A 23,006-nucleotide genomic window follows, 5' to 3' on the forward strand; every position below is an offset into this window, starting at 1 on the left:
GGCGAAGGCTCCTTGGGTCGTGCGCCGGTCGCTGCCGGTCTCCGGTGCGGCGCTTTACGGGAGGCGGCGGTCAGTCAATCTGGCGCGACGCTCATTGGGATAGTGACCGGTCACGACGACGGTCGCATCCTGGGTGGGGTTGGCGGCGGGCTGGAACCCGGCCGGCACGGGCTGCGCATCCCCGGGCTCGTCAATATGGTGGAACGACGGCGGGAATGACGCCGCCTGGTCAATCAGCGGTTCATAGAAATCAAGCCATTTGTTCTGGTTGAACGCCACTGCAGCCACGATGCGGCCCTTGTAGCCATAAACGGCCAGGAACCGCCGAGATCCGACCGATCCTTGCACGATGGCGACCTCATCGGCGACCGAGGGCACGCCCACGCTCTTGATTTCGGTGCCGAACTGGACGGACCAGAATTTGGGCACAGCCAGGTGCGGCCACCGTTCCGTTTCGCCGCTGACCATGTTATGCGCTGCAACCTCGGCCTGGGAGATCGCGTTGCCCCAGTGCTCGACGGCGAGGAACTGGTAGCCGAACATCGGCTGCGGGGCGCGGGATACGTCGCCGGCGACGAAGACGTCATCGGTGACCAGCCCGTTGACGTCGAAAGCCCGGCAGCCGGCGTCGCACGCGACACCCCACACGCCGCTCGCCAATCCGGAGCCGGCGAGCCAATCACCGCTACGAACGGTCCCGAGCGCGGCGACGGCGATGTCCACGTCAAGTGTTGTGCCATCGGAGAGGCGGGCGCGGCGCAGCTGTCCGCCGGCATCGCCTTCCAGTGAAACGACCCTGACGCCGCAGCGCAGATCCACGCTGTTCTCGATCTGCAGCTCTCCGGCAATTGCACCGATCACGCTGCCGAGCGCCGCGCCGAGCGGTGCCGGGCCCGCCTCCGCCACAGTGACCGGCAGGCCAAGTTCGCGGCACACCGAAGCGACCTCGCAGCCGATGAACCCGGCCCCAATGACCAGAACCCGGCGGGGGCGCGCGGCCAGGAGCTGCCGAAGCGTTGCCGCGTCCTCCCGGGTCCGCAAGGTCAGCACGCCTGCCAGAGCGGCCTCCGCCGCGTTTGGCCAGGACCGGGCCCGCACGCCAGTGGCGATCAACAACTTGTCGAATCCGATCCGGCCGCCGTCGGCGAGATGCACCTGCCTGGCGGCGAGATCCAGACCCGTGGCCGCGACGCCCAGACGCCAGTCGGCGTCGATTGCCCGGCGGCGCGGCAGCGACGTGTCATCGGACCGCACCGACCCGGCCAGGACCTGTTTCGACAGCGGCGGCCGGTCATACGGCTCGTGCGTTTCCTCACCAATGAGAGTCAGCGAGCCCGTGAACCCTTCCTCGCGCAGCCGCTCCGCCGCGCGCAGCCCGGTCAGTGACGTGCCCACGATGACAATCCTGCCGGATCGAAGGAACGTGCCCCCGTTGCCCCCGGCGGCAGCGGCCGTTCCCGGGGCTTCTACGGGAGGCCGCGGCCTGTGCGGCTCCTCAAGCTGGTCGAGTCGGATGGCCTGGACGGGACAGGCCGCGGCGGCCCGCCGGATCCTCGTGCGCTGCGCCTCGTCCGGGTCCGGGTCGTAGGTGAGTGCCTCGTCCCCCTGGATCGTGAAGACCTCAGGGGCGAGGAAGGCGCATTGTGCGTAACCCTGACACTTAGTGAGATCGACGACGAGCCTCATGCCGAACTTCTCCCTGTTTGCTCAAGCCAATCGAGTCTAAGTCTCGCGGGCTGGCCGCGGAAGAGGCCTGCGGCCGGGTACGACGAGGCTGCGGAGGCTCTCGGCGAGGGAACTTGAGCGCCGCGTGTCCTATGTCCTGTCCGGTGTCCGGTGTGGCTGTAGGGTGGACGCCGATGACTCTTTCTGAAGAACTTCTTGTGGCGTACGACCAGCAACTCCGGACAGCTGCAGAGACGCCCAGTGCCAGCGGCGTGGAACGGCTGGGTCCGCTGCGGCTGGTGACCTTCGCAGGCGGCAGGGGCTTCGTGACCTATCAGAACCTCGATGGGGCCAACGCCCTGACGATCGCGCAGTGGGTGGCCGAAGCGCTCGCGTTTTACCGCAGCGATCCCGCAATCGTGCGGGTCGAGTGGAAAACCCGTGGTCATGATCATGCGCCCGGACTCCACGCGGCACTGCTCGACAACGGATTTGAGCCTAATGAGACCGAGTCGATCATGATCGGACCGGCAAACGCCTTGACGGTGGACGTCCAGCTCCCGCCCGGCGTCAGCCTGCGGCCGGTGAGCGCAGAACGGGACATCCGCGCCATGAGCGCGATGCAGGACGAGGTTTTCGGCGTTGACGACTCCGACGGCAACGCCGACGCAATCCTGCAACGCATGGCGCGCGATGACGGCATGGAACTGTGGGTAGCCGAACACGAAGGACTGATCGTGAGCGCGGGCCGCCTCGAGCCGGTGCCGGGTACGGAATTCGCGGGCATCTGGGGCGGGGCGACGCGGCCAGAATGGCGTGGTCAGGGTATCTACCGTGCCCTCACCGCCGCCCGGGCCCGGGCCGCGCTGGCGCTCGGGAAGAAACTCATCCACAGTGACTCGACTGAATATTCGCGACCGATCCTGGAACGCTATGGATTGCTGCGAGTCTCAACGACCACCCCGTACCGGTGGCGGCGCTGAGGGCACAAGCGCACTGGCGCGGTGCGTCCTAGCCCCCGGGATGGAAGGCCGCCGGCGGTCCGGGGAACGGTCCGCCCATGCCCTCAGAGTCGCCTCCGGCGCCGCTGCCGAGGAGGCTTCGGGTGAGCGCGGCGCTGTCGGCCATCAGGTCATCCACAGCCTTCTGAAGATGATGGTCCGCCACCGGCACGCCTTCCAATGCGCCGGCAACGACCGCACGGCGGACGAGTTCGCGTGCGAACGAGGCGGTGGTTCCTTCGGTGCGGGCGGCGGCGTTTTCAATCGCGTTCGGGCTGAGGGGAATACCGCGGGCATACAGTTTGATCAGCGCAACCCGCTCCGCCTGGGCAGGCATAGGAATATCCACCGCCAGGTCCACACGGCCGGGACGCTGTGCCAGGGCGCGTTCCAACATGTCCACGCGGTTGGTGGTGAGGACGAACGCGACGTCGGCGTCGCTGGCCAAACCGTCCATGGCGTCCAGCACCTCGAATAGCAGCGGCTGGGGTCCGTGCCCGAAGCTGCGGTCCTCGGCGATGAGGTCGCAGTCCTCAAGGACCACGATGGAGGGCTGGAGCGCCCTGGCCATGGTGGCGGCTTCTGAGATCCTGGCGAGCGATCCTCCCGAAAGAAGGATTGCTGTGACACCTACGCTCCGGCTCAACAAATAACGCACCGTATGGGTCTTGCCCGTCCCCGGCTTGCCATAGAGCAGGACGCCGCGTTTGAGGTGTTGGCCGTACCTGATCAGAGACTCACGGTGCTCGGCGATACCTAAGGCGTGGTCCGACACTTTCTCCAGCAGGCCATCCGGCAGGATGACATCCGACGCGGCAAGGACGGGCCGTGCATGGAACGTCACCCCGGCCGCGCTGGGACCATACTCTCCCATCGCCAGGGAAATGACCTGTCCCTTGAGCACGCTGCGGTGCTGCATCCGATTGCGGAACTCCGAGAGGAAGCGTGCGGCCTTATCTGTAGCGTCGGCCAAAACCTCAAGGGACGCTGACTGCCGGCCATACCGGGGGTTGGCGTCCCGCTGCAGCACGGCGATGGGACTGCCTCCATGGCTGAATAGCCAGAGCCCCAGTGCCACGGCCTGCCGTTGTTCGTCCGGCCCGACAGCGAGGTTGGCGTAGTCGGGCTGGGACAGGGGGAACTGCGGATATAGCTGGGACTGCTGCAGCATGTCGCTCAGCGAGTGATGGTGGCGTTGGTCGCCACCGCCGATGCCCACGAGCCGGAACTCAGGATCCTCTGCGGCGAGCTCTTCCATGAGGATGTCTGCGTCCACGAAACGGTGCGGCGGAATCTCCTCAACCACTACCGACACTGATTCGGCCCGGACCGCCAAATGCTCGGTGAGCGTAGTCAGCAGCTGGGTTCCCGGTTGCCCCCGACGCTGCCCGGACTGCGCAAGCTCCACGAGCCGCGCGAAATCGTCGATGAACTTCCCCAAAATTTCATCCATGGGCTGACCCTACCAGCGCCGCAAAACGGTGTGGCGCTCATGCTCTCCAGCAAGCGTCAGCCGGTGGTTGCGCTGACCGCGATGGTGCCGCCCTGGGGGTCCCTGATCACGGCGCTGCGAAATCCCGGCGAGTCCATTGGCGCCATCAGGAGGCTGCCACCCAGTGTTACGGCCTGCCGGGCAATGGCGTCCGCGTCGCGGACTGCGAAATTGACGCTCCAATGCGGCGGGACCGCGACGCCATCCGTGGCTGCCACCACCGCCACTACCCGGCCGGAACGGAGCCACCGCGAGAAGGGGGCGTCCGGGACGGGTTCGAGTTCCCAGTCGAACATTGCACCGTAAAACGCCTGGGCCCGCCCGACATCTGTGGTGTGCAGCGAGCTCATGGCCCAGGAATTCGGCTCATTGGCCAGCTGGGCGCCGTCGTTCCCTCCTGCCCGCCGCAGGCAGAACGGGATGCCGGTGGCATCGGCGAGCACAGCAATACGGTCATCCGGGCCGGCACCAAACGGCGCCAGGCGCTTGCCCCCCGCCCGCTCGGCACGAACCAAGGCTTCCCCGACGTTTACGACACGCACGTGGGTGATCCACCCCGGCGGCGATTGCGGCGGCGCCTGTCCGATTCCGGCAACCAGTTGACCGCGGAGGCGCGCAGCGTAGTAGAAGCCGTCGAGCCCGGGCGGCATCGGAACGGGGTCGTCGAAAGTCCAGCCGAAGAGCGGACCGTAGAAGTCCTTGGCCTCCTTGGGGTCGGGCTGCCAGGTGTCGACCCAGCACGGAGCACCGACTGAGGAGGTATCCCGCGCTGTCATTGAAACCCTTTCTCCGGGGCCCGTTACGCCGCGAACATTGTTTCCCAAGACCGCGGAGTGGAGCAAGACCCAACTGCGATTCCGGCGAGGCAAACTGCCGAACCTCCACGACCGAGGGGAAATCACCGTCGCTCGGGAAACCTGGCACCCGTGCGGTAGGCTCGCCAACATATTTCTGGCCAATTGCGGAACCATGAATAAAGGAATGAAAACCCGCCAGGCTGAACGATCCGAATGACTTCTGCTACCGAACGATCGGACCGTGGAACAGCACCCGGTCCTCGGACGAGGAAGTCCGGAGCATGATGTCCGTTGAGCGAATGGTGAGGGCCGGCAAGACCGTTCAAGAGATCCAGCGCTACTACCCGGAATACGCCCCGTCCACGAAATGACGGCCAGCGCAACGGCCGGTTGACCTCATCCGCATCCCACATCTGTCTGGACGGGTGGTTCTGACAAAAACCGTGGGCCCTGGAGACGGTGAGCGGCGGACCACGGGGGACACCGACCGGAAAAGCCGCATATTAATTGTTACTCTCTTTTCCTTTTGTACGGCAAATGCAATTGCTATTCTGAATTTGGTCAGGCAGAGGCTGCAAACTTCGTTGCGGGAGTTCTTATCTCATGGCCACCAGAGTCGTTGTCCCCGGAAGTGCCGTAATCCCGTTCACGGCGTTCGGCTTTAGATGGGGCACGACATCCGGCCGGCCTGGTTCCTTGCGCGCCCCCGCTGTGGTGTCTGAGCTGATCGGGGCGCGATTACGCCGCCGGCACGCGGGACCAGAGCCTGAACCCGGGCTTCCCTAGACCAGCGCGGATGCGGCCCTGTTAAAACCAATCGGGGGTGGCCGCATCCGCGCTCACCAGCATCCATTGTTCAATGCCGCTCTTCTGGTTTAGAACCTTGATCCGGGCGGCCGTTCCGTCAAGTGCGCGCAGCGAGGATCTGCTCGCGCAGAATATCCGCGTGGCCGCAGTGCTGGGCGAGTTCCCTGAGCATGTGCAGGTAGACCCACCGCAGCGGCAGCGGGCCGCGCCGGTTTCCTCTGACAAGGTCGTCAAGGCCGAGCGAAGCGGCCCGACGGCGTGAGTCCTCGCAGGCCTGGAGGTAGGCGGCCTGGAGGCCCGCGATGGTGTCGTCATCCGCCAGGATGAACGATTCGTCGGGGGTGGCCGGAATGCCGATCTCCGCCCGGGGCCGGCACGTGATGGCCTCGTCAAACCAGACCTTCTCCACGAAGGCGGCGTGCTTGACCAGCCCGAGGAGGGTGGTCCGCGACGGCACCAGCGAGGCCCGGGACTCCTCTTCGGTGAGCCCGTCCAGACAGGCGTGCAGGTCCGCACGATGCTCATCGAGGAATGCATCGAACTGGGTACGCAGGTCCGCGGCCAGTGTTGCCGGATCCATGCTGGGGCGAGAGCTCATGGCCCCACATCCTATGGCGGAAAGGCCCGGTCCGGAAGCAGCGGACCGGGCCTTTCCGCGGACGCGGTCAGTGGCCGCGGGCGATCCATTCCTCAAGGTGCGGTGCTTCGGCGCCGATCGTTGTGGGATCCCCGTGGCCGGTCCGGACCGTCGTGTCGGCCGGAAGCGGCAGGAGCCGGGTTCGGATGGACTCGATGATGGTCGGGAAATCGCTGAAGGAACGGCCCGTCGCCCCGGGGCCACCCTGGAACAGCGTGTCCCCGCTGAACACTGTTTGTTCGCTAAGCACGGTGCCTTCGCTTTCGAGAAGGAAGCACACGGACCCGGGCGAGTGGCCGGGGGTGTGCAGTGCCACGAGCCTTGCCCCTGCGACGCCGAACGTGTTGCCGTCGGCAATGGCGTGGTCCGGCTCGGTGCCGGGGAACACCCGCTCCCACAACATCCAGTCGTCCCGGTGCAGGTACACGGGCGCGTTCACGAGCGTCCGGACCTCGCCCACGGCGCTGATGTGGTCATCGTGGCCGTGCGTGAGCAGGATTGCCGTGACCTTCCTGCCCGAGACGGCCGCGGCCACGGCAGCGGGATCGTGGGCCGGGTCGATGATGACGCATTCGGCGTCGTCCCCGAGGATCCAGACGTTGTTCTCAACATCCCAAGTGCCGCCATCGAGGGAAAACGTCCCGGAGGTCACCAGCCGGTCGATCCGGATGCTCACTGGGCCGGCGTTCACAGCTCCACCACCGAGCGCAGCACGGCGCCGGCGTGCATCTTCGTGAAGGCTTCCTCGATCTGGTCAATCGTGATCCGCTCCGTCACGAAGGCGTCCAGGTCCAGCTTGCCCTGCCGGTAGAGGCTGATGAGCGTGGGGAAGTCGCGCGAAGGCAGGCAGTCGCCGTACCAGGAGGACTTCAGCGAGCCGCCGCGGCCGAACACATCCAGCAGCGGCAGTTCCAGGGTCATCTCGGGGCTCGGCACACCCACCAGGACCACCGTGCCGGCGAGGTCCCGGGCGTAGAAGGCCTGCTTATACGTTTCCGGGCGGCCGACGGCGTCGATCACCACATCGGCGCCGAAACCGCCGGTCAGTTCGCGGATCGCTTCGACGGGGTCGACGGCGGAGGAGTCCACCGTGTGGGTGGCGCCGAGATCCTTGGCGCGCTGGAGCTTTTTGGCATCGATGTCGACGGCGATCACGGTGGTGGCGCCGGCGAGCGCCGCGCCGGCGACGGCCGCCGTGCCGACTCCGCCGCAGCCGATCACGGCGACCGAATCGCCGCGCTGGACGTTTCCGGTGTTGATCGCCGCGCCGATGCCTGCCATGACGCCGCAGCCGAGCAAACCGACGGCCGCGGGATCGGCGTCGTCGTCCACCTTGGTGCACTGGCCGGCCGCTACGAGGGTCTTTTCAGCGAAGGCACCGATGCCCAGCGCGGCCGTCAGCTCGGTGCCGTCCTCCAGCGTCATTTTCTGGGTGGCGTTGTGGGTATTGAAGCAGTACTGCGGCTGGCCCCGGCGGCAGGCGCGGCACTCGCCGCAGACGGCCCGCCAGTTCAGCACCACGCGGTCCCCGGGGACGACCTCGGTGACGTCCGGTCCCACGGCACTGACAACGCCGGTGGCCTCATGGCCGAGCAGGAAGGGGAAGTCGTCGTTGATGGCACCCTGCTTGTAGTGCAGATCGGTGTGGCAGACACCGCAGGTGAGGATGTCCACGAGGGCCTCGCCGGGGCCGGGGTCCGGCACCAGGATCGTCTCCAGGGTGACGTCGGCATTCTTGGACCGGACTACTGCGGCTTTGACTTTATGGACCATGAAACAAGCTCCTTTGCTCTGGAACGCGGATTGCTGGCACAACTTACTGGTTACTGGTTACTGGCACAACGGGCGACGGCGCGGCCCTTGGGAGGCCGCGCCGTCGTGGTTTGGTGGTGTCCTTGGATGCAGGAAGGGCCTAGGCGGCGAGCCGGCTCTTGACCTCAGCTGCGGAGGGGTTGGTGGCGGCGGTGCCGTCCGGGAACAGCACGGTGGGGACGGTGCGGTTGCCTCCGTTGAGCTGCTCGACGAGATCGGCCGTGCCTTCGACTTCCTCGATGTTGATCTCGGTGTACCCGATGCCCTGCGCGTCCAGCTGCTTCTTCAGCCGGTTGCAGTAGCCGCACCACGTGGTCGAAAACATGGTGATGGTGCCGGATTCGGGGGTGAAGTCCACGAAGTTCTCCTCAAGTAAGTGGTTGGGTCCGGCATGTCGGGCCGGGCGCCCACTGAAGTCGTACGTTACTGCCAACAACCGTACCCCGCAGCCCGCTATTCCCGCAGAGAGCGCTGCCACCTATGCCGTCGGACGCGAATTCGCGGTAAAGATGCGAAGTCGCCGGAAAGTTCCGGCGAGTTCGCAGGTTTCCGGCGACCTCGGCGGGCCCAGGATGGTCTTCCCGAAGAATGCGCGACGGCGGCCGGGCGGATGACATGGGATGGGTGCGGTGGCATGCTGGTGCCATGTGTGGACGCTACGTGATGGCCCGGGCCGTCGGAGACCTGCTGGCCGAATTCGATGCCGGGCTGGAAGATGAGATCGCGATTCCGCCGTCGTGGAACGTGGCCCCGACGGCGGATGTGCCGATCCTGCTCGAACGGCTGGTGGAGGGAGAACCGGTCCGCCAACTGCACATTGCGCGCTGGGGTTTAGTGCCGTCCTGGGCCAAGGACCCGGGCATCGGGTCCAAGATGATCAATGCCCGCAGCGAGACCGTGCTGGAGAAGCCCGCCTTCCGGAAAGCGACCCGCGCCCGTCGCTGCGCCGTCCCGGCTGACGGCTACTACGAGTGGAAGGGTGAGGGCCGCACCAAGCAGCCCTACTACGTCCATCCCAAGGACGGACGCCCCCTTGTCTTCGCGGGACTCTATGAATGGTGGCGGGACCCGTCCAAGGAAGAGGGCGACCCGGAGCGCTGGATGCTCTCGACCTCGATCATGACCACCGACTCGCCGCCGGAGGGCTACGCCGGGGGAATGCTGGCCGAGCTGACCGCGTTGCATGACAGGGTTCCGCTGCCCATGAACCGCGAGACCATGCAGACGTGGCTGGACCCCCAGGCCGATGATGCGGCCGGGCTCGTGGATCTGGTCCGGGCCGGGGCGCACGACGTCGCGGAAGGCTGGACGATCGACGCCGTCGGCACCGCCGTCGGGAACGTCAGGAATGACTCACCGGAACTCATCCAGCCGGTGGGGAGCCTGTTCTAGCGGGTGCGCTGCCCTGTCTGGCGGCTGCCCGCCGGCTGCCAAGGCACGGGGCGGTAGTGGTCACCTGAGGTCAGAGCGTGACTTTGCCGCCGCCGTCGACCGACCAGTCGGGGTTGAACGCGACCTCCCAGCGGTAGCCGTCGGGATCGGCGAAGTAGCCGGTGTAGCCGCCCCAGGGCTGGGTCTTCGGTACCGCAACGATGCGGGCTCCCGCGGTCCCGGCTTCGGCCATCACCCGGTCGACGTCCGCCGTGCCGGCCAGGTTGTGGCTGAGCGTGATGCACGCAATGCCGGCAGGGGGATCGGTGGCCGCCTCGGACTGCATTTGACCCGCGTCCCAGAGCGAGAGGATGAGGCCGTGGTTGACCTGGATGAAGAGCACCTCCCCGGGGACTTCCCGGTGGACCGGCCATCCGAGGCCATCGACGTAGAAGCGGCGTGAGGCGTCAACACTGCGGACACCTAGCGATATGAAGTCGACTCGTGGCTGCATCTTTCGATACTGTCATGCACATGCCCACAAATCACGCAGACGACAAGGCCGCCCAGGCCGACCGCGAACAGCTCGCCGCCGTGCGGGTGGCTGTTGACGAGGTGGACGAGCAGATCGTGTCCTTGATCGGGCGCCGGGAACGGCTGATCCGGATCGCCGGGACCCTCAAGGCGGACAGCGCCGAGGTCCGCGCGCCCGGGCGTGTGGAGCGGGTCATCGAACACGTCCGCGCCACGGCGGAAAAGAAGGACATCGACGTCGAGCTTGTCGAGAAGACCTACCGGGCGATGATCGATGCCTTCATCACGCTCGAGCTGGAAGTGTACAAGTCCAGCTCCTAGAAGGTGCCTAGAGGGCTTCTTCGACAGGCACGTTGGCCTGGTAGTCCCGGCCGTCACAATCGCTGAAGGCCGTCATGAGATGGCCCTTGGGCAGGCCAAGCACAGTCGCGATGGGGAAGTTTCCCGTGATGGTGTTTCCTGAGTGTTCCACGCCTTTGAGGTCGAAGTTCTCTTCCGTGCCGTCATGGTTGAAGTAGTAGAAGGACACGGCCTCACCGTTCATGAACTCAATGCCCAGTCTGCGCTGATGGGAGTAGTCCGGCCCGGCCGCCAGCAGGCCCACCACGTAGGCGCCTTGCCCCGGGATATTTCCGTCTATATCGAAGGTCGCCACCAAGGTTGAATTCTTGGCGGCGATCTTTACGTGCTTCAGGAGTGCGATATGGGAGCTCATGGCTCAATCCTGCTACCTGTGCAATCGTCCGTCCACCCCCGATCTGGGTTTTGTCGGCTCCGCGACGTAGACTGTATTTATTCGAAGATATGTTCGAATAAATACAGAGCGTTGAAGTAGAAGGCGTTGAAACAGAGGGCATTGAAGTAGAGGGCGTTGACACAGAAGGCGCCGGAAGCGGAATGGACGTAGGAAGTCGAAGCGGGGACTGGGCCGGCTCCAGCCCGGACTGGGTCGGGAGGCAACGTGGGTATTTTCAGCGAGTCCGTGGATGTCGTCTGCACGCCCTCCGGCCAGCCCCTGCGCCTCGACTGGGCCGGCCGGCGCTACACGGTCTGCGCTGACCCCGTCCGCTGGTACGAACGCCGCCAGTGGTGGGCCGAGGAACGCCGGGCGCCACTGGGAAGCGGGCCGGGCCTGGTGGATCATGAGATCTGGCGGGTCCAGGTGCGTGCGGCCGGGGATCACGCCGCGGATTCCTCGCTCACCCTTGACCTGACCCGGCATGTCGGCAGCGGCCGGTGGCGGCTCCTGAAGATCCACGACGCCCTGCAGCCCCTCCGGAAGCCCGAATCAGCATGAGCTTCACCCATCTGCACGTCTCCACCGCGTTCAGCGCCCACTATGGCGTCTCCTGGCCGGATGAACTTGCCGCCGCGGCCGCCGCTGACGGTGCCACCGCGCTGGCCTGCACGGACCGCGACGGCTTGTACGGAACCGTCAAGCACCTGAAGGCGTGCATGGCAGCCGGGCTGGATGCAATCGTCGGGGTGGACCTTGCGGTCTTTGACGACGACGGCGACCACCGCACCCAGCTTGGTGGCCGCGTCCTCGTGCTGGCGCACGGACACAACAACGGTGCCGGCTACCGGGCGCTGTGCCGGCTGATCTCCGACGCCCACGCCCGCACCACGGGCAAGGCGCAGGGAATAGTGCCGGTGGCCGTCACCCGTGCGGAACTGGCCTCCCGCACCCTGCACCCGGACACCCTGAAGCCGGTCCTGACAGTGCTGATCGGCCCGGACTCCGACGTCGGCCGGGCCATGGGCGGCCGGCGCTACCTGCGGCCCCGCACCCTGTTCAAACGCTGGCTGGACGCCATGCCCCCCGGAACGCTGGCGGCAGAGGTTGTGTCCCAGCTCAGCCCGCCCGGGGAACCGCTGAGCACCGCCCACGCGGTGCGCATGCTCAAACTCGCCGCAGAACACGGGGTGCCCGCCGTGCTGAGCAACGCCGTGCGGTACGTGGCTGAGGACGGCGCGGCCACCGCCGATGTGCTGGACTCGGCCCGGACGCTGAAATCCCTCCCCGAGCTCTCCGCCGCCCCGCTGCTGCAGCCCAACGGGCAGGGCTGGCTCAAATCGGCGGCCCGGATGCTGCAGCTGGGCAAGGAGATCATCCACGCCGCCGGCTACGGCACAGCGGACCTCAAACGGCTCCTGGCCCAGACAGAGGCGCTCGCGGACCGCTGCCGCATGGATCCGGAAGCCGACATGGGCTGGAAACAGCCCGTGGTCCCGGAGGCATCCGTGATCGGGATCGACGGCGACGCGCTCGCCGAACTGACCCTGCGGTGTGAGGCCGGCATCGGCCGCCGCTTCCCGGGCATTTCCGGGCAGCGGGAACAGCAGCTGCGGACCAGGCTGGAGCACGAGCTCCGGATCATCGACTCGCTGGGCTTCGCCTCGTACTTCCTGACCGTCGCAGAGGTCTCCCGGATGATCCTGGCCCTGGGCGTCCGGGCCGCCGCGCGCGGTTCGGGCGCCTCCAGCCTGGTCAACTACCTGATCGACATCAGCCAGGTGAACCCGCTCCAGCACGACCTCATCTTTGAACGCTTCCTCTCCCGCGACCGTGCCACGCTGCCGGACATCGACATCGACGTCGAAAGCGCCGAACGGCACAACGTCTACCGGAAGATCTTTGAGCGCTTCGGCGCCGAGCGCGTCACGCTGATGAGCATGCAGAACGGTTACCGCGCTCGCGGTGCCGTGCGCGACGCCGGCCTGGCCCTGGGCATGGACGACGGCGAGGTCGGGGAAATCGCCAAGCAGCTGTGGCGGTTCTCGGCCCGGCACTTCCGCGAAGCCCTTGTGGAGAAACCCGAGCTGAAGGAATTCGCGGACCGGGTGGAGCAGCGCGGCTTCTCCGAGAACCAGCAGCTGGACCTGCTGGTGGACCTCACGGAGCGGCTGGACCGGCTGCCCCGCCACATCTCCATGCACCCGTGCGGGGTCATCCTCGGCGACGCCACCCTGCTGGACCGCACCCCCGTGCAGCCCAGTGGCCTGGGCCTGCCCATGAGCCAGTTCGACAAGCACGACATGGACCCCATGGGCATGCTGAAACTCGACGTCCTTGGCGTCCGGATGCAGAGCGCGATGGCCTTCGCCGTCCGGGAAGTGATCCGTCTGCATCCCTCCAAGGCCGAGGTGGTGGCCGCCGGCGCGCATCCGGCCGGCCCGGACGGGACGGGCCCGGATTACATCTCAGGGGACGGGCACATCGACCTCAACGCGGTCCCGCTCGATGACGAGCCCACCTATGAGCTGATCAGGAGCACCCACACCCTGGGCTGCTTCCAGATCGAATCCCCGGGCCAGCGCGAACTGATCGGCAAGTTGGCCCCCCGGGAATTCAACGATCTCATCATTGACATCTCGCTGTTCCGCCCGGGGCCGATGAAATCCGACATGGTCCGGCCCTTCCTGGAGCACCGGCACGGCTTCGCCCCCGAGGTCTACCCGCATCCCGACCTCAAGCCTGTCCTGAAAGAGACCCACGGGGTCACGGTCTTCCACGAACAAATCCTCAAGACCTTCGACGTCATGACCGGGTGCGGGCTGGCGCGGGCCGACGAATTCCGCCGTGCCCTCGGCAATGACGTGCTTGAAGCCAGGGTGGAGGAGTTCTTCCGGAAGGAGGCGCGTGCCCGGAACTACAGTCCCGAGGTGGTGGACAAGGTCTGGGGCACGCTCAAGGCCTTTGGCAGCTTCGGGTTCTGCAAGGCCCACGGAGCCGCCTTCGCCGTGCCCACCTACCAGTCTGCCTGGCTGAAGGCACACCACCCGGAGGCGTTCCTCGCCGGGCTCTGGGAACACGACCCCGGAATGTACCCCAAACGCCTGCTCGTGGCCGAGGCCCGCCGGCTGGGGATCCCCATCCTTCCCCTCGACATCAACCGGAGCCAGGCCGAGTACCGGGTGGAGCGGGTGGAATCCGGGCCGGACCGGGGCAGGCTGGGCATCCGGCTGAGCCTGAACGGCATCTTCGGGCTCTCCGGCGCCGAGCTGAAACGGATTGTGGCCGGCCAGCCCTACGACTCGCTGGCGGACCTGCGGGCGAGGTCGCGGCTCAGCCGGCCCAGCATCCAGCGCCTGGCCCAGCTGGGCGCCTTCGATTCGCTGCACCGGGCGTCCGGGGGAGACGCCAACCGGGCGGACCTGGTCCAGCACCTGCAGAAACTCCAGGCCCGCCCCTTCCGGAAGGGCGTGGAAGTCATTGAGGGCCAGCTGGCGTTGCCGCTGGGGGACGTGGAGCTGACGAACCTCAAGGCGGCACTGCCCGCGCCCAGCATGGTGGATAACGTCCGGGCGGAACTGGACCTGATGGCCGTGGACGTCAGCGAGCACCTCATGACCAGCCACCGCCCGCTGCTGGACCGGCTGGGCGTCACCACCGCGGACAAGCTGCTGGGACTGCGCAATGGCACGGAGGTGCTGGTTGCCGGGGTCCGGGTGGCCACCCAGACCCCGCCCATGAGGGGTGGCCGGCGGGTGGTGTTCATCAGCGTCGACGACGGCACGGGCTGCGTGGATTCGGTGTTCTTCCACGAGGCACAGGAGCAGTCCGGACCCTTGCTGTTCGGCACCCGCCTGCTCCTGATCCGCGGCACCACCCGCCGGACCGGGCCGCGGGGGATCAGCATCAGCGCCTCCATGGCCTGGGACCTCAGCCGCCCGGAGACCCTCCCGTTCCCGGCATCGGCTCCCAGCGCCGCCGGCCGGCAGGAGCCTTACCTGTCCGGCCCCCTGCCCGGCCCCCTGGACGGGATCAGCAGGAACCTCGCCATCACCGGGCTGGGCGGCTGACCGGACGGCGGTGCGGCTCGCTCGTGGCGCGTTGGTTGGCCTCTGGAGAAACCGATAGCATGGACGAGGCTGGCTGTGGTCCCCGTACGCCACAAGCTACGAAGCCTTAACTTTGAATAGGAGACACCCGTGTCAGATGCCCAGCAGATCACCCTTCTCGTCGACGGCGAAGAGACCAAGGTGACTACCGGGACCACCGGCGCGGAACTCTTCTTTGAGCGCCGCGACGTCGTTGTGGCCCGCGTTAACGGCGAGTTGAAGGACCTGGACCAGCCCCTTCCCGAGGACGCCAATGTCGAGGCCGTCACCATTGATTCCCCGGACGGGCTCAACGTCCTGCGCCACTCCACGGCCCACGTCATGGCCCAGGCCGTGCAGCAGCTGCGCCCCGACGCCAAGCTCGGCATCGGCCCCTACATCACGGACGGCTTCTACTTCGACTTCGACGTCGCGGAACCGTTCACCCCGGAAGACCTCCGCCAGCTCGAAAAGATGATGCAGAAGATCATCAACCAGAACCAGAAGTTCGTGCGCCGCGTGGTGTCCGAGGACGAGGCCCGCGAAGCGATGAAGGACGAGCCCTACAAGCTCGAACTGCTGGGCAGGAAGAATGACGCCGCCGAGGCCGGAGAAGGCGTCAACGTTGAGGTCGGCGCCGGCGACATCACCATTTACGACAACGTGGACCGCAAGAGCGGCGACAGCGTCTGGTGCGATCTGTGCCGCGGCCCGCACCTGCCGAACACCAAGCTGATCTCCAACGCCTTTGCCCTGACCCGTTCCTCGGCCGCCTACTGGCTGGGCAACCAGAACAACCAGCAGCTGCAGCGCATCTACGGCACCGCCTGGCCCACCAAGGACGCGCTCAAGGCCTACCAGGAGCGCATTGCCGAGGCCGAGCGCCGCGACCACCGCAAGCTCGGCGCGGAACTGGACCTGTTCTCCTTCCCGGACGAGCTCGGCTCCGGTCTGCCGGTCTTCCACCCCAAGGGCGGCATTATCCGCAAGGCCATGGAGGACTACTCCCGCCAGCGCCACGTCGATGCCGGCTACGACTTCGTCTACACCCCGCACATCACCAAGGGCCACCTCTACGAGGTCTCCGGCCACCTGGACTGGTACCGCGAGGGCATGTTCCCGGCGATGCACATCGACGCGGAACTGAACGAGGACGGCACCGTGCGCAAGCCCGGCCAGGACTACTACCTCAAGCCGATGAACTGCCCCATGCACAACCTGATCTTCCGGTCCCGCGGCCGCTCCTACCGCGAACTGCCGCTGCGGCTCTTCGAGTTCGGCTCGGTCTACCGCTACGAGAAGTCCGGCGTGGTGCACGGCCTGACCCGCGTCCGGGGCATGACCCAGGACGACGCCCACATCTACTGCACCCGCGAGCAGATGAAGGATGAGCTCACCAGCACGCTGAACTTCGTCCTGGGCCTGCTCAAGGACTACGGCCTGGACGACTTCTACCTCGAGCTCTCCACCAAGAACGAGGACAAGTTTGTCGGCGACGACGCCACATGGGACGAAGCCACCCGCACCCTCGCCGAGGTGGCCGAAGCCTCCGGGCTCGAGCTCATCCCGGATCCGGGCGGAGCCGCATTCTACGGCCCCAAGATTTCCGTCCAGGCCAAGGATGCGCTCGGCCGGACCTGGCAGATGTCCACCATCCAGCTGGACTTCAACCTGCCCGAGCGGTTCGAACTCGAGTTCCAGGCCGCCGACGGCACCCGGCAGCGGCCCGTGATGATCCACCGCGCCTTGTTCGGCTCGGTGGAGCGCTTCATGGGCGTGCTCACCGAGCACTACGCCGGTGCCTTCCCCGCCTGGCTGGCACCGGTCCAGGTGGTGGGAATCCCGGTGGCGGAGGCATTCAACGACTACATGTTCGACGTCGTGGACCAGCTCAAAGCGGCCGGTATCCGCGCCGAGGTGGACATCTCCTCGGACCGTTTCCCGAAGAAGATCCGCACGGCCAGCAAGGACAAGATCCCGTTCGTGCTGATCGCCGGCGGGGACGACGCCGAGGCCGGTGCCGTGTCCTTCCGCTTCCGCGACGGCAGCCAGGACAACGGCGTGCCCGTGTCCGAGGCCGTGCAGCGGATCGTCGACGCTGTCCGAAACCGGACCAGCTAGGAAGACGGAAGGGCAGCGCGTGCAGGAAACCACAGGGGCCGGGCCGGAGTATCCGGGCGACCACGCCGTGACGGACGACTTCAGCCTGGCCGGGGTCCCGGACGCTTTCCAGCGCCTGTGGACCCCGCACCGGATGGCGTACATTAAGGGCGGCCAGCACCAGTTCAAGAACCCGGACGACTGCCCGTTCTGCGCCGCGCCCGAGCGGGGCGATGAGGACTCCCTGATCGTCTACCGGGGAAGGACGAGCTACGTGGTGCTGAACCTCTTTCCGTACAACCCGGGCCACCTGCTGGTCTGCCCCTACCGGCACATCCCGGACTACACGGACCTCACGGTCGAGGAAACGGCGGAATTTGCCGAACTGACCCAGACGGCCATGCGGGTGCTGCGCAAAGTCGCCAACCCTTCCGGTTTCAACCTGGGCATGAACCAGGGCGTCACCGGCGGGGCGGGCATCGCCGGCCACCTGCACCAGCACGTGGTGCCGCGCTGGGGCGGTGACGGAAATTTCTTCCCCATCATTGCCCAGACCAAGGCGGTCACGCAGACCCTCGGTGAGGTCCGTCAGCAGGTCGCCGACGCATGGCCGCAGGAAATGCCCGCGCCGCAGGACACAGCCGGGGAGAAGGATGCTTAACAGGCACGCCCGGGGCTTCTTCACCGCCCTGTTTTCCCCGGTTGCCCGCTGGCTGCTGAGGATCGGGGTCTCTCCCGACGCCGTGACCGTGGTCGGCACGCTCGGCGTCGTGATCGGCGCTCTCGTGTTTTACCCGCTCGGGCAGCTCTTCTGGGGGACCGTGTTCATCACGGCGTTCATTTTCTCCGACGTTATTGACGGCATCATGGCCCGGATGCAGCAGCGCGGCGGCCGGTGGGGCAATTTCCTGGACTCCACCCTTGACCGCGTGGCCGACGGCGCCCTGTTCGCCGGCGTCGCCGTCTGGTTCTTCACCGGCGGCGCCAACCCGGCCATCGCCGTCGCCGCCATTCTCTGCCTGGTGCTCGGCATGGTGGTCTCCTATGCGCGGGCCAAGGCCGAGGCCCTGGGCTTCCACGCCAACGTGGGCATCGCCGAGCGCGCCGAGCGCCTCGTGTCCGTGCTGGTGGTCACGGGGCTCACCGGACTGGGCCTGACCCCGGTGGTGCTCTTCGTGACGCTGTGCCTGCTCGCGACAGCGAGCCTGGTGACGGTGATCCAGCGCATCGTGACAGTGCACCGCCAGTCGCTGGCGGAACCCGAAGGTACCGCCACGGAACGTCCCGCCTGACGGCGCCACACGGCACCCCGGCGGCCGCGCCGAATCCCAGTCCCCGCGCGAGATTCGACTGCTGTAACCCGAATTCTGCCGCGCCCCGGCCGGGGGATAGTATTAGCTTTACCGGCCAATGGATCCGGTAATCCGGTGTGTGCGAGACGCGGCATGAACGTGCCGTCCGCGCCCCGGCGAGGTCATCTATCTACCCATAGGGGTTTTTGTGTCTACACCTGATGTAAGCAGCGAAGCCGGCGCGTCCGCGAAGAACGTCACGGGCAGCAGCCGCGTCAAGCGCGGCATGGCTGAGATGCTCAAGGGCGGCGTCATCATGGACGTCGTCAACGCCGAGCAGGCCCGCATCGCCGAAGACGCCGGTGCCGTGGCCGTGATGGCGCTGGAACGCGTTCCGGCCGATATCCGCGCCCAGGGCGGCGTGTCCCGCATGTCCGATCCCGACATGATCGACAAGATCATCGCGTCCGTGTCCGTGCCCGTCATGGCCAAGGCCCGGATCGGCCACTTCGTCGAGGCGCAGGTACTGCAGTCCCTCGGCGTGGACTACATCGACGAGTCCGAGGTCCTGACCCCGGCSGACTACACCAACCACATCGACAAGTGGAACTTCACCGTTCCGTTCGTCTGCGGTGCCACCAACCTCGGTGAGGCCCTGCGCCGGATCAACGAGGGCGCGGCGATGATCCGGTCCAAGGGCGAGGCCGGCACCGGCGACGTCTCCAACGCCACCACGCACATGCGCCAGATCCGCGCCGAGATCAAGAAGCTCGCCGGCATGGCCGAGGACGAGCTCTACGTCGCGGCCAAGGAGCTGCAGGCCCCGTACGAACTGGTCAAGGAAGTTGCCGCGACCGGCAAGCTCCCGGTGGTGCTGTTCACCGCCGGCGGCATCGCCACCCCGGCCGACGCCGCGATGATGATGCAGCTCGGCGCCGACGGCGTGTTTGTCGGCTCCGGCATCTTCAAGTCCGGCAACCCGGCCCAGCGTGCCGCCGCCGTCGTGAAGGCCACCACGTTCTACGACGACCCGGACGAGATCGCCAAGGCCTCCCGGGGCCTGGGCGAGGCCATGGTCGGCATCAACGTCGACGAGATCCCGCAGCCGCACCGCCTCGCCGAGCGCGGCTGGTAACGTTCGACTGATTCTCCACAGACTCGGCGCCAAGGCGCCTCGTCCATGGAGCCTCTGCAGTCTCTCTTATTAGGCCAAGAGAGTCGGGCGCAATTGTCGCCAAAGTATTAAGTACGACGCCGGCCGGTCACCTTCTTAGGTGGCCGGCCGCCTTCGCTCTGTGAGGGGTCAGTCGAGGCCGCGGCGCTTCAGCAGCGGCGCGAGATCCGAGTCCCGGCCGCGGAAGGCGCGGAAGGACTCCAGCGGATCCCGGCTGTTGCCGCGGGAAAGCAGTTCGGCGCGGAAGAAATTGCCGTTGGCGCGGCTGAGGCCGCCGTTTTCCTTGAACCATTCCACGGTGTCAGCGTCCAGGACCTCGCTCCAGATGTAGGAGTAGTAGCCGGCGGCATACCAGCCTCCCGCGAAGATGTGCTGGAAGTAGCCGGTCCGGTAGCGCGGCGGGATCAGGCTGTGCGCCACGCCGGCCGCGGCCAGCGCCTTCGCTTCAAACTCGACGGCGTCATCCGGGATGTCGGAGCCGTCCAGGACATGCCACGCCAGGTCCAGCAGGGCAGCGCCGAGGTATTCGGTGGTGCCGAAGCCTTCGCCCCAGAGCTGGGCGGCGTTGAGTTTGTCCACTGTCTCCTGCGGCAGGGGCTCACCGGTGGCGTGGTGCCGGGCATAGTTGGCCAGGACCTCGGGCCACATGATCCACATTTCGTTGACCTGCGAAGGGTATTCCACAAAGTCCCGCGGCACGTTCGTGCCGGAGAACCGAGGATAGGTGACGGCGGAAAACAGGCCGTGCAGGGCGTGGCCGAACTCGTGGAAGGTGGTGCGGAGCTCGTCCAGCGTCAGCAGGGTGGGTTCGCCGGCCGGCGGCTTGGAGATGTTGAGGTTGTTGATCACCACGGGTCGGGTGTTCAAGAGCCCTGACTGCTCCACGAGGGAATTCATCCACGCGCCCCCGCGCTTCGTCTCCCGTGTGTAGTAATCGCCGAGGAACAGGCCCAGGTCCGTGCCGTCGGAATTCTTCACCTCCCAGACGCGCACGTCCGGGTGGTAGCCGGCGAGGTCGGCGCGTTCGTGGAAGGTGACGCCGTACAGGGCGTTCGCCGCGAAGAACACACCATCATTCAAAACCCGGTCCAGCTCGAAGTAGGGGCGCAGGGCCTGTTCGTCCACGGCATACCGCTCCCGCTTGACCTTGGCAGAGTAATACGCCCAGTCCCAGGCCTCGAGGGGGTGGCCGGCGGCCCCGGCCAGTGCCTCGGCCTCTGCGTCGGCATTGCGGACGGCGGCCGGGGCCAGCCGGCTCATCATTGCCTGAACGGCCTGGAAGTCCGGTGCCGTCTGCCGGTCCACGCTAAGTTCGGCGAAGTTCGCGAACCCGAGAAGGCTGGCCTTCTCGGCGCGGAGCCGGACCATGTCCTTGACCAGGTCGAGCACATCGAAGCTGCCGCCGTCGCTGCCGCGGCCGATGGAGGCCTCGTAGAGGCGACGGCGGATCTCCCGGTTCGCCAGCGCGGCCATGGCAGGCTGGTTGCTCGGCTGGATCAGGGTCAGCAGGAACTTTCCCTCGTGCCCGGCGGTCCGGGCGGCCTCGGCGGCGCTGGCGACGTCGTCGGCGGGCAGGCCTGCGAGGTCGGCGGCGTCATCCAGCAGCAGGGCAGCGGACTTCATGCCCTCCTTGACGCGCTGGCCGAACTCGGTGCCGAGCCGGGAAAGTTCGGCGTTGACCTCCTTGAGGCGCTCCTGGCCGGCGTCGTCGAGCTGGATGCCGGAGGCCCGGAACTCCTTGAGGTATTCCTCCACGAGCCGGGCGGACTCCGCGTCCAGGACCGCTGCGTCCAGCGCCGCGAAGCGCTCGTAGAGCCCGCGGTTGAGATAGACGGCGTCCTGGTGGGCGGCAAAGAGCGGGGACAGACGGGTCTCGAGGTCGCGGATGGTGTCTGAGGCGTCTGCGGACACCAGCGTGAAAAAGGACGCGGCGGCCCGGTCCAGGAGCCGGCCGGAGCGTTCCATGGCGAGGGCCGTGTTTTCGAAGGTCGGGGCCGCCGGGGTGTCCACGATGGCCTGGATTTCGGCAAGGTGCTCGGCCAGGCCGGTCTCGACGGCCTCGGCGTAGTGCGCGTCGTCGATATCCGCGAACGGCGGCAGTCCATAGGGCAGGGTGCTGGGGCTCAGGAGGGGATTGGTCATGAAATGACTCTTTCATGCAGGCGGCCGCTTCTCAACGATCGCCTCCGTGTGTTGTGATGCCGCCCACCATAGGATGAGCGGCATGGAGAACACGACCGCGGGGCCGCGGGGCCGGATCCTGACCGCAGCAACGGCCGTTGTTCTCGCGTCGTTGCTGGCATCCTGCGGACTCCTCGCCGGGCCGGATAACCCCCCGGGTCCCACGGCAGGCGGTACCGGCGGAACATCCGACGTTGCCCAGCCGCCGTCGGGCACCCCGACGCCCACACCGACACCGACACCCACACCGACGCCGACGCCCGGGAAGGGTCCAGGCTGTGCGGCCGCCCGGTGCACTTCCGTCCTCGTCACCGGGGACATGCTGGTCCACCCCCAGCTCTGGCAGCAGGCCCGCGAGGACGCCCGCGCCGCCGGCGCCGCGGGGCTGGACTTCGGGCCGCTGCTGGAGGGCCAGCGGCGCTACATCGAGCAGAGCGACGTGGCGATCTGCCATCTGGAGACCCCGGTGGCCGGCCCGGGCGGACCGTTCTCCGGGTATCCCTCCTTCAACGTTCCGCCGCAGATCATCACCGCCGTGCGGGGCGTGGGCTATCAGGCCTGCACGACCGCCAGCAATCACACCGTTGACCGCGGCACCGCGGGACTCATCCGCACCCTGGACGTCCTCGACGCCGCCGGACTCCGGCACACGGGCTCGTACCGAACCGAGGTAGAGTCCCAGGGCATCCTGATCCTGCAGACCGCCGCGGCCAAAATCGCCGTCATTGATGCCACATACGGCCTCAACGGGCTGCGCGCCGAGCAGCCCTGGCAGGTCGACCTGCTCGATCCCGATGCCATGATTTCCAAGGCACGCAAGGCCCGGGCTTTGGGCGCGGACATCGTGCTGGGGGTCATGCACGCCGGGGAAGAGTACTTAGCCGAGCCCAACACCCAGCAGCGCGACGTCGCTCATGCGCTCGTGGACAGCGGCCTGTTCAGCCTGGTCTACGGCCACCACAGCCACTCGGTGCTGCCGATCGAGAAGTACAAGGGAACCTGGATTGTGTACGGGCTCGGCAACGGCATCACCGAGCTCTCGCCCTCGTTCGTGGTCAACAACGAGGGCCTGTTGGTCCGGGTGCAGTTCAGCCAGGACGCGGCCGGGTCCTGGGCCGCCTCGGACCTGGCCTGGGCGCCGTCGGTAATAGTCCGCGGACCCTACCGCTGGTGTTCGGTGGCGGCCGACGCGCCGCAGGGCCGTTGCGCCGGAACGGCGGCGGACGCGGCCACGCGCCGGCGCACCACGGCCGTGCTGGAGTCGATGGGCGCCGCGGCGGCGGGCGCCCATGAGCTGATTCTCACCCCGGGGCCCTAAG

The 23,006-nt window shown here is 67.0% G+C and carries 20 protein-coding genes; 10 read left to right on the plus strand and 10 right to left on the minus strand.

The features are described from left to right. Positions 1-54 precede the first annotated feature (54 nt). On the minus strand, positions 55-1,686 hold the full coding sequence (locus tag AC1DRO_RS00335) for an FAD-dependent oxidoreductase (RefSeq protein ID WP_476949373.1): 1,632 nt from the start codon (positions 1,684-1,686) through the stop codon (positions 55-57). Between the two features lie 173 nt (positions 1,687-1,859). On the opposite strand from AC1DRO_RS00335, the gene AC1DRO_RS00340 reads away from it, so the two are divergent. Next, a complete protein-coding gene (locus tag AC1DRO_RS00340) occupies positions 1,860-2,648 on the plus strand; it encodes a GNAT family N-acetyltransferase (RefSeq protein WP_476949374.1) in 789 nt (262 codons plus the stop codon). 28 nt (positions 2,649-2,676) lie between these two features. Here the strand turns inward: AC1DRO_RS00340 and AC1DRO_RS00345 are convergent, their stop codons facing one another. The 6 genes from AC1DRO_RS00345 to AC1DRO_RS00370 all read right to left on the minus strand — a co-directional run bounded on the left by AC1DRO_RS00345 (position 2,677) and on the right by AC1DRO_RS00370 (position 8,569). Then, positions 2,677-4,119 carry an AAA family ATPase gene (locus AC1DRO_RS00345; protein ID WP_476949375.1) on the minus strand — a complete coding sequence of 481 codons (1,443 nt, stop codon included), beginning with the start codon at positions 4,117-4,119 and terminating at the stop codon, positions 2,677-2,679. A gap of 56 nt (positions 4,120-4,175) precedes the next feature. Beyond that, positions 4,176-4,934 carry a VOC family protein gene (locus AC1DRO_RS00350; RefSeq protein ID WP_476949376.1) on the minus strand — a complete coding sequence of 253 codons (759 nt, stop codon included), beginning with the start codon at positions 4,932-4,934 and terminating at the stop codon, positions 4,176-4,178. Positions 4,935-5,859: 925 nt separating this feature from the next. After that, positions 5,860-6,360 (minus strand): DinB family protein, encoded by a 501-nt coding sequence (locus AC1DRO_RS00355; RefSeq protein WP_476949377.1) that lies wholly within the window; start codon positions 6,358-6,360, stop codon positions 5,860-5,862. Between the two features lie 67 nt (positions 6,361-6,427). Beyond that, the gene (locus AC1DRO_RS00360) at positions 6,428-7,090 is read right to left on the minus strand and encodes an MBL fold metallo-hydrolase (RefSeq protein ID WP_476949378.1); all 663 of its coding nucleotides are present in this window, start codon (positions 7,088-7,090) and stop codon (positions 6,428-6,430) included. Next, on the minus strand, positions 7,087-8,172 hold the full coding sequence (locus AC1DRO_RS00365) for an S-(hydroxymethyl)mycothiol dehydrogenase (RefSeq protein WP_476949379.1): 1,086 nt from the start codon (positions 8,170-8,172) through the stop codon (positions 7,087-7,089). The genes AC1DRO_RS00360 and AC1DRO_RS00365 overlap by 4 nt, the downstream gene beginning before the upstream one ends. A gap of 139 nt (positions 8,173-8,311) precedes the next feature. Then, positions 8,312-8,569, minus strand: a complete 258-nt coding sequence (locus AC1DRO_RS00370; RefSeq protein ID WP_011692168.1) for a mycoredoxin — start codon at positions 8,567-8,569, stop codon at positions 8,312-8,314. A gap of 287 nt (positions 8,570-8,856) precedes the next feature. Between AC1DRO_RS00370 and AC1DRO_RS00375 the strand changes: the two genes are divergently transcribed. After that, positions 8,857-9,603 carry an SOS response-associated peptidase gene (locus AC1DRO_RS00375; RefSeq protein WP_459384961.1) on the plus strand — a complete coding sequence of 249 codons (747 nt, stop codon included), beginning with the start codon at positions 8,857-8,859 and terminating at the stop codon, positions 9,601-9,603. A 70-nt stretch (positions 9,604-9,673) separates the two neighbouring features. On the opposite strand, the gene AC1DRO_RS00380 is transcribed toward AC1DRO_RS00375, so the two are convergent. After that, on the minus strand, positions 9,674-10,096 hold the full coding sequence (locus AC1DRO_RS00380; RefSeq protein WP_476949380.1) for a VOC family protein: 423 nt from the start codon (positions 10,094-10,096) through the stop codon (positions 9,674-9,676). 14 nt (positions 10,097-10,110) lie between these two features. On the opposite strand from AC1DRO_RS00380, the gene AC1DRO_RS00385 reads away from it, so the two are divergent. Then, on the plus strand, positions 10,111-10,437 hold the full coding sequence (locus tag AC1DRO_RS00385) for a chorismate mutase (protein ID WP_028277548.1): 327 nt from the start codon (positions 10,111-10,113) through the stop codon (positions 10,435-10,437). 7 nt (positions 10,438-10,444) lie between these two features. On the opposite strand, the gene AC1DRO_RS00390 is transcribed toward AC1DRO_RS00385, so the two are convergent. Further along, positions 10,445-10,831 carry a hypothetical protein gene (locus tag AC1DRO_RS00390; RefSeq protein WP_018773194.1) on the minus strand — a complete coding sequence of 129 codons (387 nt, stop codon included), beginning with the start codon at positions 10,829-10,831 and terminating at the stop codon, positions 10,445-10,447. Between the two features lie 246 nt (positions 10,832-11,077). Between AC1DRO_RS00390 and AC1DRO_RS00395 the strand changes: the two genes are divergently transcribed. The 6 genes from AC1DRO_RS00395 to pdxS all read left to right on the plus strand — a co-directional run bounded on the left by AC1DRO_RS00395 (position 11,078) and on the right by pdxS (position 19,467). Next, on the plus strand, positions 11,078-11,413 hold the full coding sequence (locus AC1DRO_RS00395; RefSeq protein WP_476949381.1) for a DUF6504 family protein: 336 nt from the start codon (positions 11,078-11,080) through the stop codon (positions 11,411-11,413). Further along, complete coding sequence (locus AC1DRO_RS00400) at positions 11,410-14,922, plus strand: DNA polymerase III subunit alpha (protein WP_476949382.1); 3,513 nt, start codon at positions 11,410-11,412, stop codon at positions 14,920-14,922. The genes AC1DRO_RS00395 and AC1DRO_RS00400 overlap by 4 nt, the downstream gene beginning before the upstream one ends. 129 nt (positions 14,923-15,051) lie before the next feature. Next, positions 15,052-17,061 carry a threonine--tRNA ligase gene (thrS, locus tag AC1DRO_RS00405; protein WP_476949383.1) on the plus strand — a complete coding sequence of 670 codons (2,010 nt, stop codon included), beginning with the start codon at positions 15,052-15,054 and terminating at the stop codon, positions 17,059-17,061. Positions 17,062-17,080: 19 nt separating this feature from the next. Continuing rightward, positions 17,081-17,701, plus strand: a complete 621-nt coding sequence (locus tag AC1DRO_RS00410) for an HIT family protein (RefSeq protein ID WP_476849327.1) — start codon at positions 17,081-17,083, stop codon at positions 17,699-17,701. Further along, positions 17,694-18,332: a phosphatidylinositol phosphate synthase gene (gene pgsA / locus AC1DRO_RS00415; RefSeq protein ID WP_243177342.1), complete on the plus strand. Its 639-nt coding sequence runs from the start codon at positions 17,694-17,696 to the stop codon at positions 18,330-18,332. The genes AC1DRO_RS00410 and pgsA overlap by 8 nt, the downstream gene beginning before the upstream one ends. 208 nt (positions 18,333-18,540) lie before the next feature. After that, positions 18,541-19,467 (plus strand): pyridoxal 5'-phosphate synthase lyase subunit PdxS, encoded by a 927-nt coding sequence (gene pdxS, locus AC1DRO_RS00420; RefSeq protein WP_476949384.1) that lies wholly within the window; start codon positions 18,541-18,543, stop codon positions 19,465-19,467. 168 nt (positions 19,468-19,635) lie between these two features. Here pdxS and AC1DRO_RS00425 read toward each other — a convergent pair whose 3' ends face one another. Next, complete coding sequence (locus AC1DRO_RS00425; protein WP_476949385.1) at positions 19,636-21,648, minus strand: M3 family metallopeptidase; 2,013 nt, start codon at positions 21,646-21,648, stop codon at positions 19,636-19,638. 82 nt (positions 21,649-21,730) lie between these two features. Here AC1DRO_RS00425 and AC1DRO_RS00430 point away from each other — a divergent pair, with 82 nt between their 5' ends. Next, positions 21,731-23,005 (plus strand): CapA family protein, encoded by a 1,275-nt coding sequence (locus tag AC1DRO_RS00430; RefSeq protein WP_476949386.1) that lies wholly within the window; start codon positions 21,731-21,733, stop codon positions 23,003-23,005. The last annotated feature ends 1 nt before the right edge of the window (position 23,006 follow it).

The sequence above is a fragment of the Arthrobacter sp. P4_F11 genome, assembly GCF_056401395.1.

Coding starts and splice junctions, on each gene's coding strand:
- AC1DRO_RS00375 (WP_459384961.1), top strand. CDS start 8,857: ATGTGTGGACGCTACGTGATGGCCCGGGCCGTCGGAGACCTGCTGGCC.
- AC1DRO_RS00380 (WP_476949380.1), bottom strand. CDS start 10,096: ATGCAGCCACGAGTCGACTTCATATCGCTAGGTGTCCGCAGTGTTGAC.
- AC1DRO_RS00425 (WP_476949385.1), bottom strand. CDS start 21,648: ATGACCAATCCCCTCCTGAGCCCCAGCACCCTGCCCTATGGACTGCCG.
- AC1DRO_RS00390 (WP_018773194.1), bottom strand. CDS start 10,831: ATGAGCTCCCATATCGCACTCCTGAAGCACGTAAAGATCGCCGCCAAG.
- AC1DRO_RS00345 (WP_476949375.1), bottom strand. CDS start 4,119: ATGGATGAAATTTTGGGGAAGTTCATCGACGATTTCGCGCGGCTCGTG.
- AC1DRO_RS00335 (WP_476949373.1), bottom strand. CDS start 1,686: ATGAGGCTCGTCGTCGATCTCACTAAGTGTCAGGGTTACGCACAATGC.
- AC1DRO_RS00385 (WP_028277548.1), top strand. CDS start 10,111: ATGCACATGCCCACAAATCACGCAGACGACAAGGCCGCCCAGGCCGAC.
- AC1DRO_RS00430 (WP_476949386.1), top strand. CDS start 21,731: ATGGAGAACACGACCGCGGGGCCGCGGGGCCGGATCCTGACCGCAGCA.
- AC1DRO_RS00365 (WP_476949379.1), bottom strand. CDS start 8,172: ATGGTCCATAAAGTCAAAGCCGCAGTAGTCCGGTCCAAGAATGCCGAC.
- AC1DRO_RS00400 (WP_476949382.1), top strand. CDS start 11,410: ATGAGCTTCACCCATCTGCACGTCTCCACCGCGTTCAGCGCCCACTAT.
- AC1DRO_RS00350 (WP_476949376.1), bottom strand. CDS start 4,934: ATGACAGCGCGGGATACCTCCTCAGTCGGTGCTCCGTGCTGGGTCGAC.
- pgsA (WP_243177342.1), top strand. CDS start 17,694: ATGCTTAACAGGCACGCCCGGGGCTTCTTCACCGCCCTGTTTTCCCCG.
- AC1DRO_RS00340 (WP_476949374.1), top strand. CDS start 1,860: ATGACTCTTTCTGAAGAACTTCTTGTGGCGTACGACCAGCAACTCCGG.
- AC1DRO_RS00355 (WP_476949377.1), bottom strand. CDS start 6,360: ATGAGCTCTCGCCCCAGCATGGATCCGGCAACACTGGCCGCGGACCTG.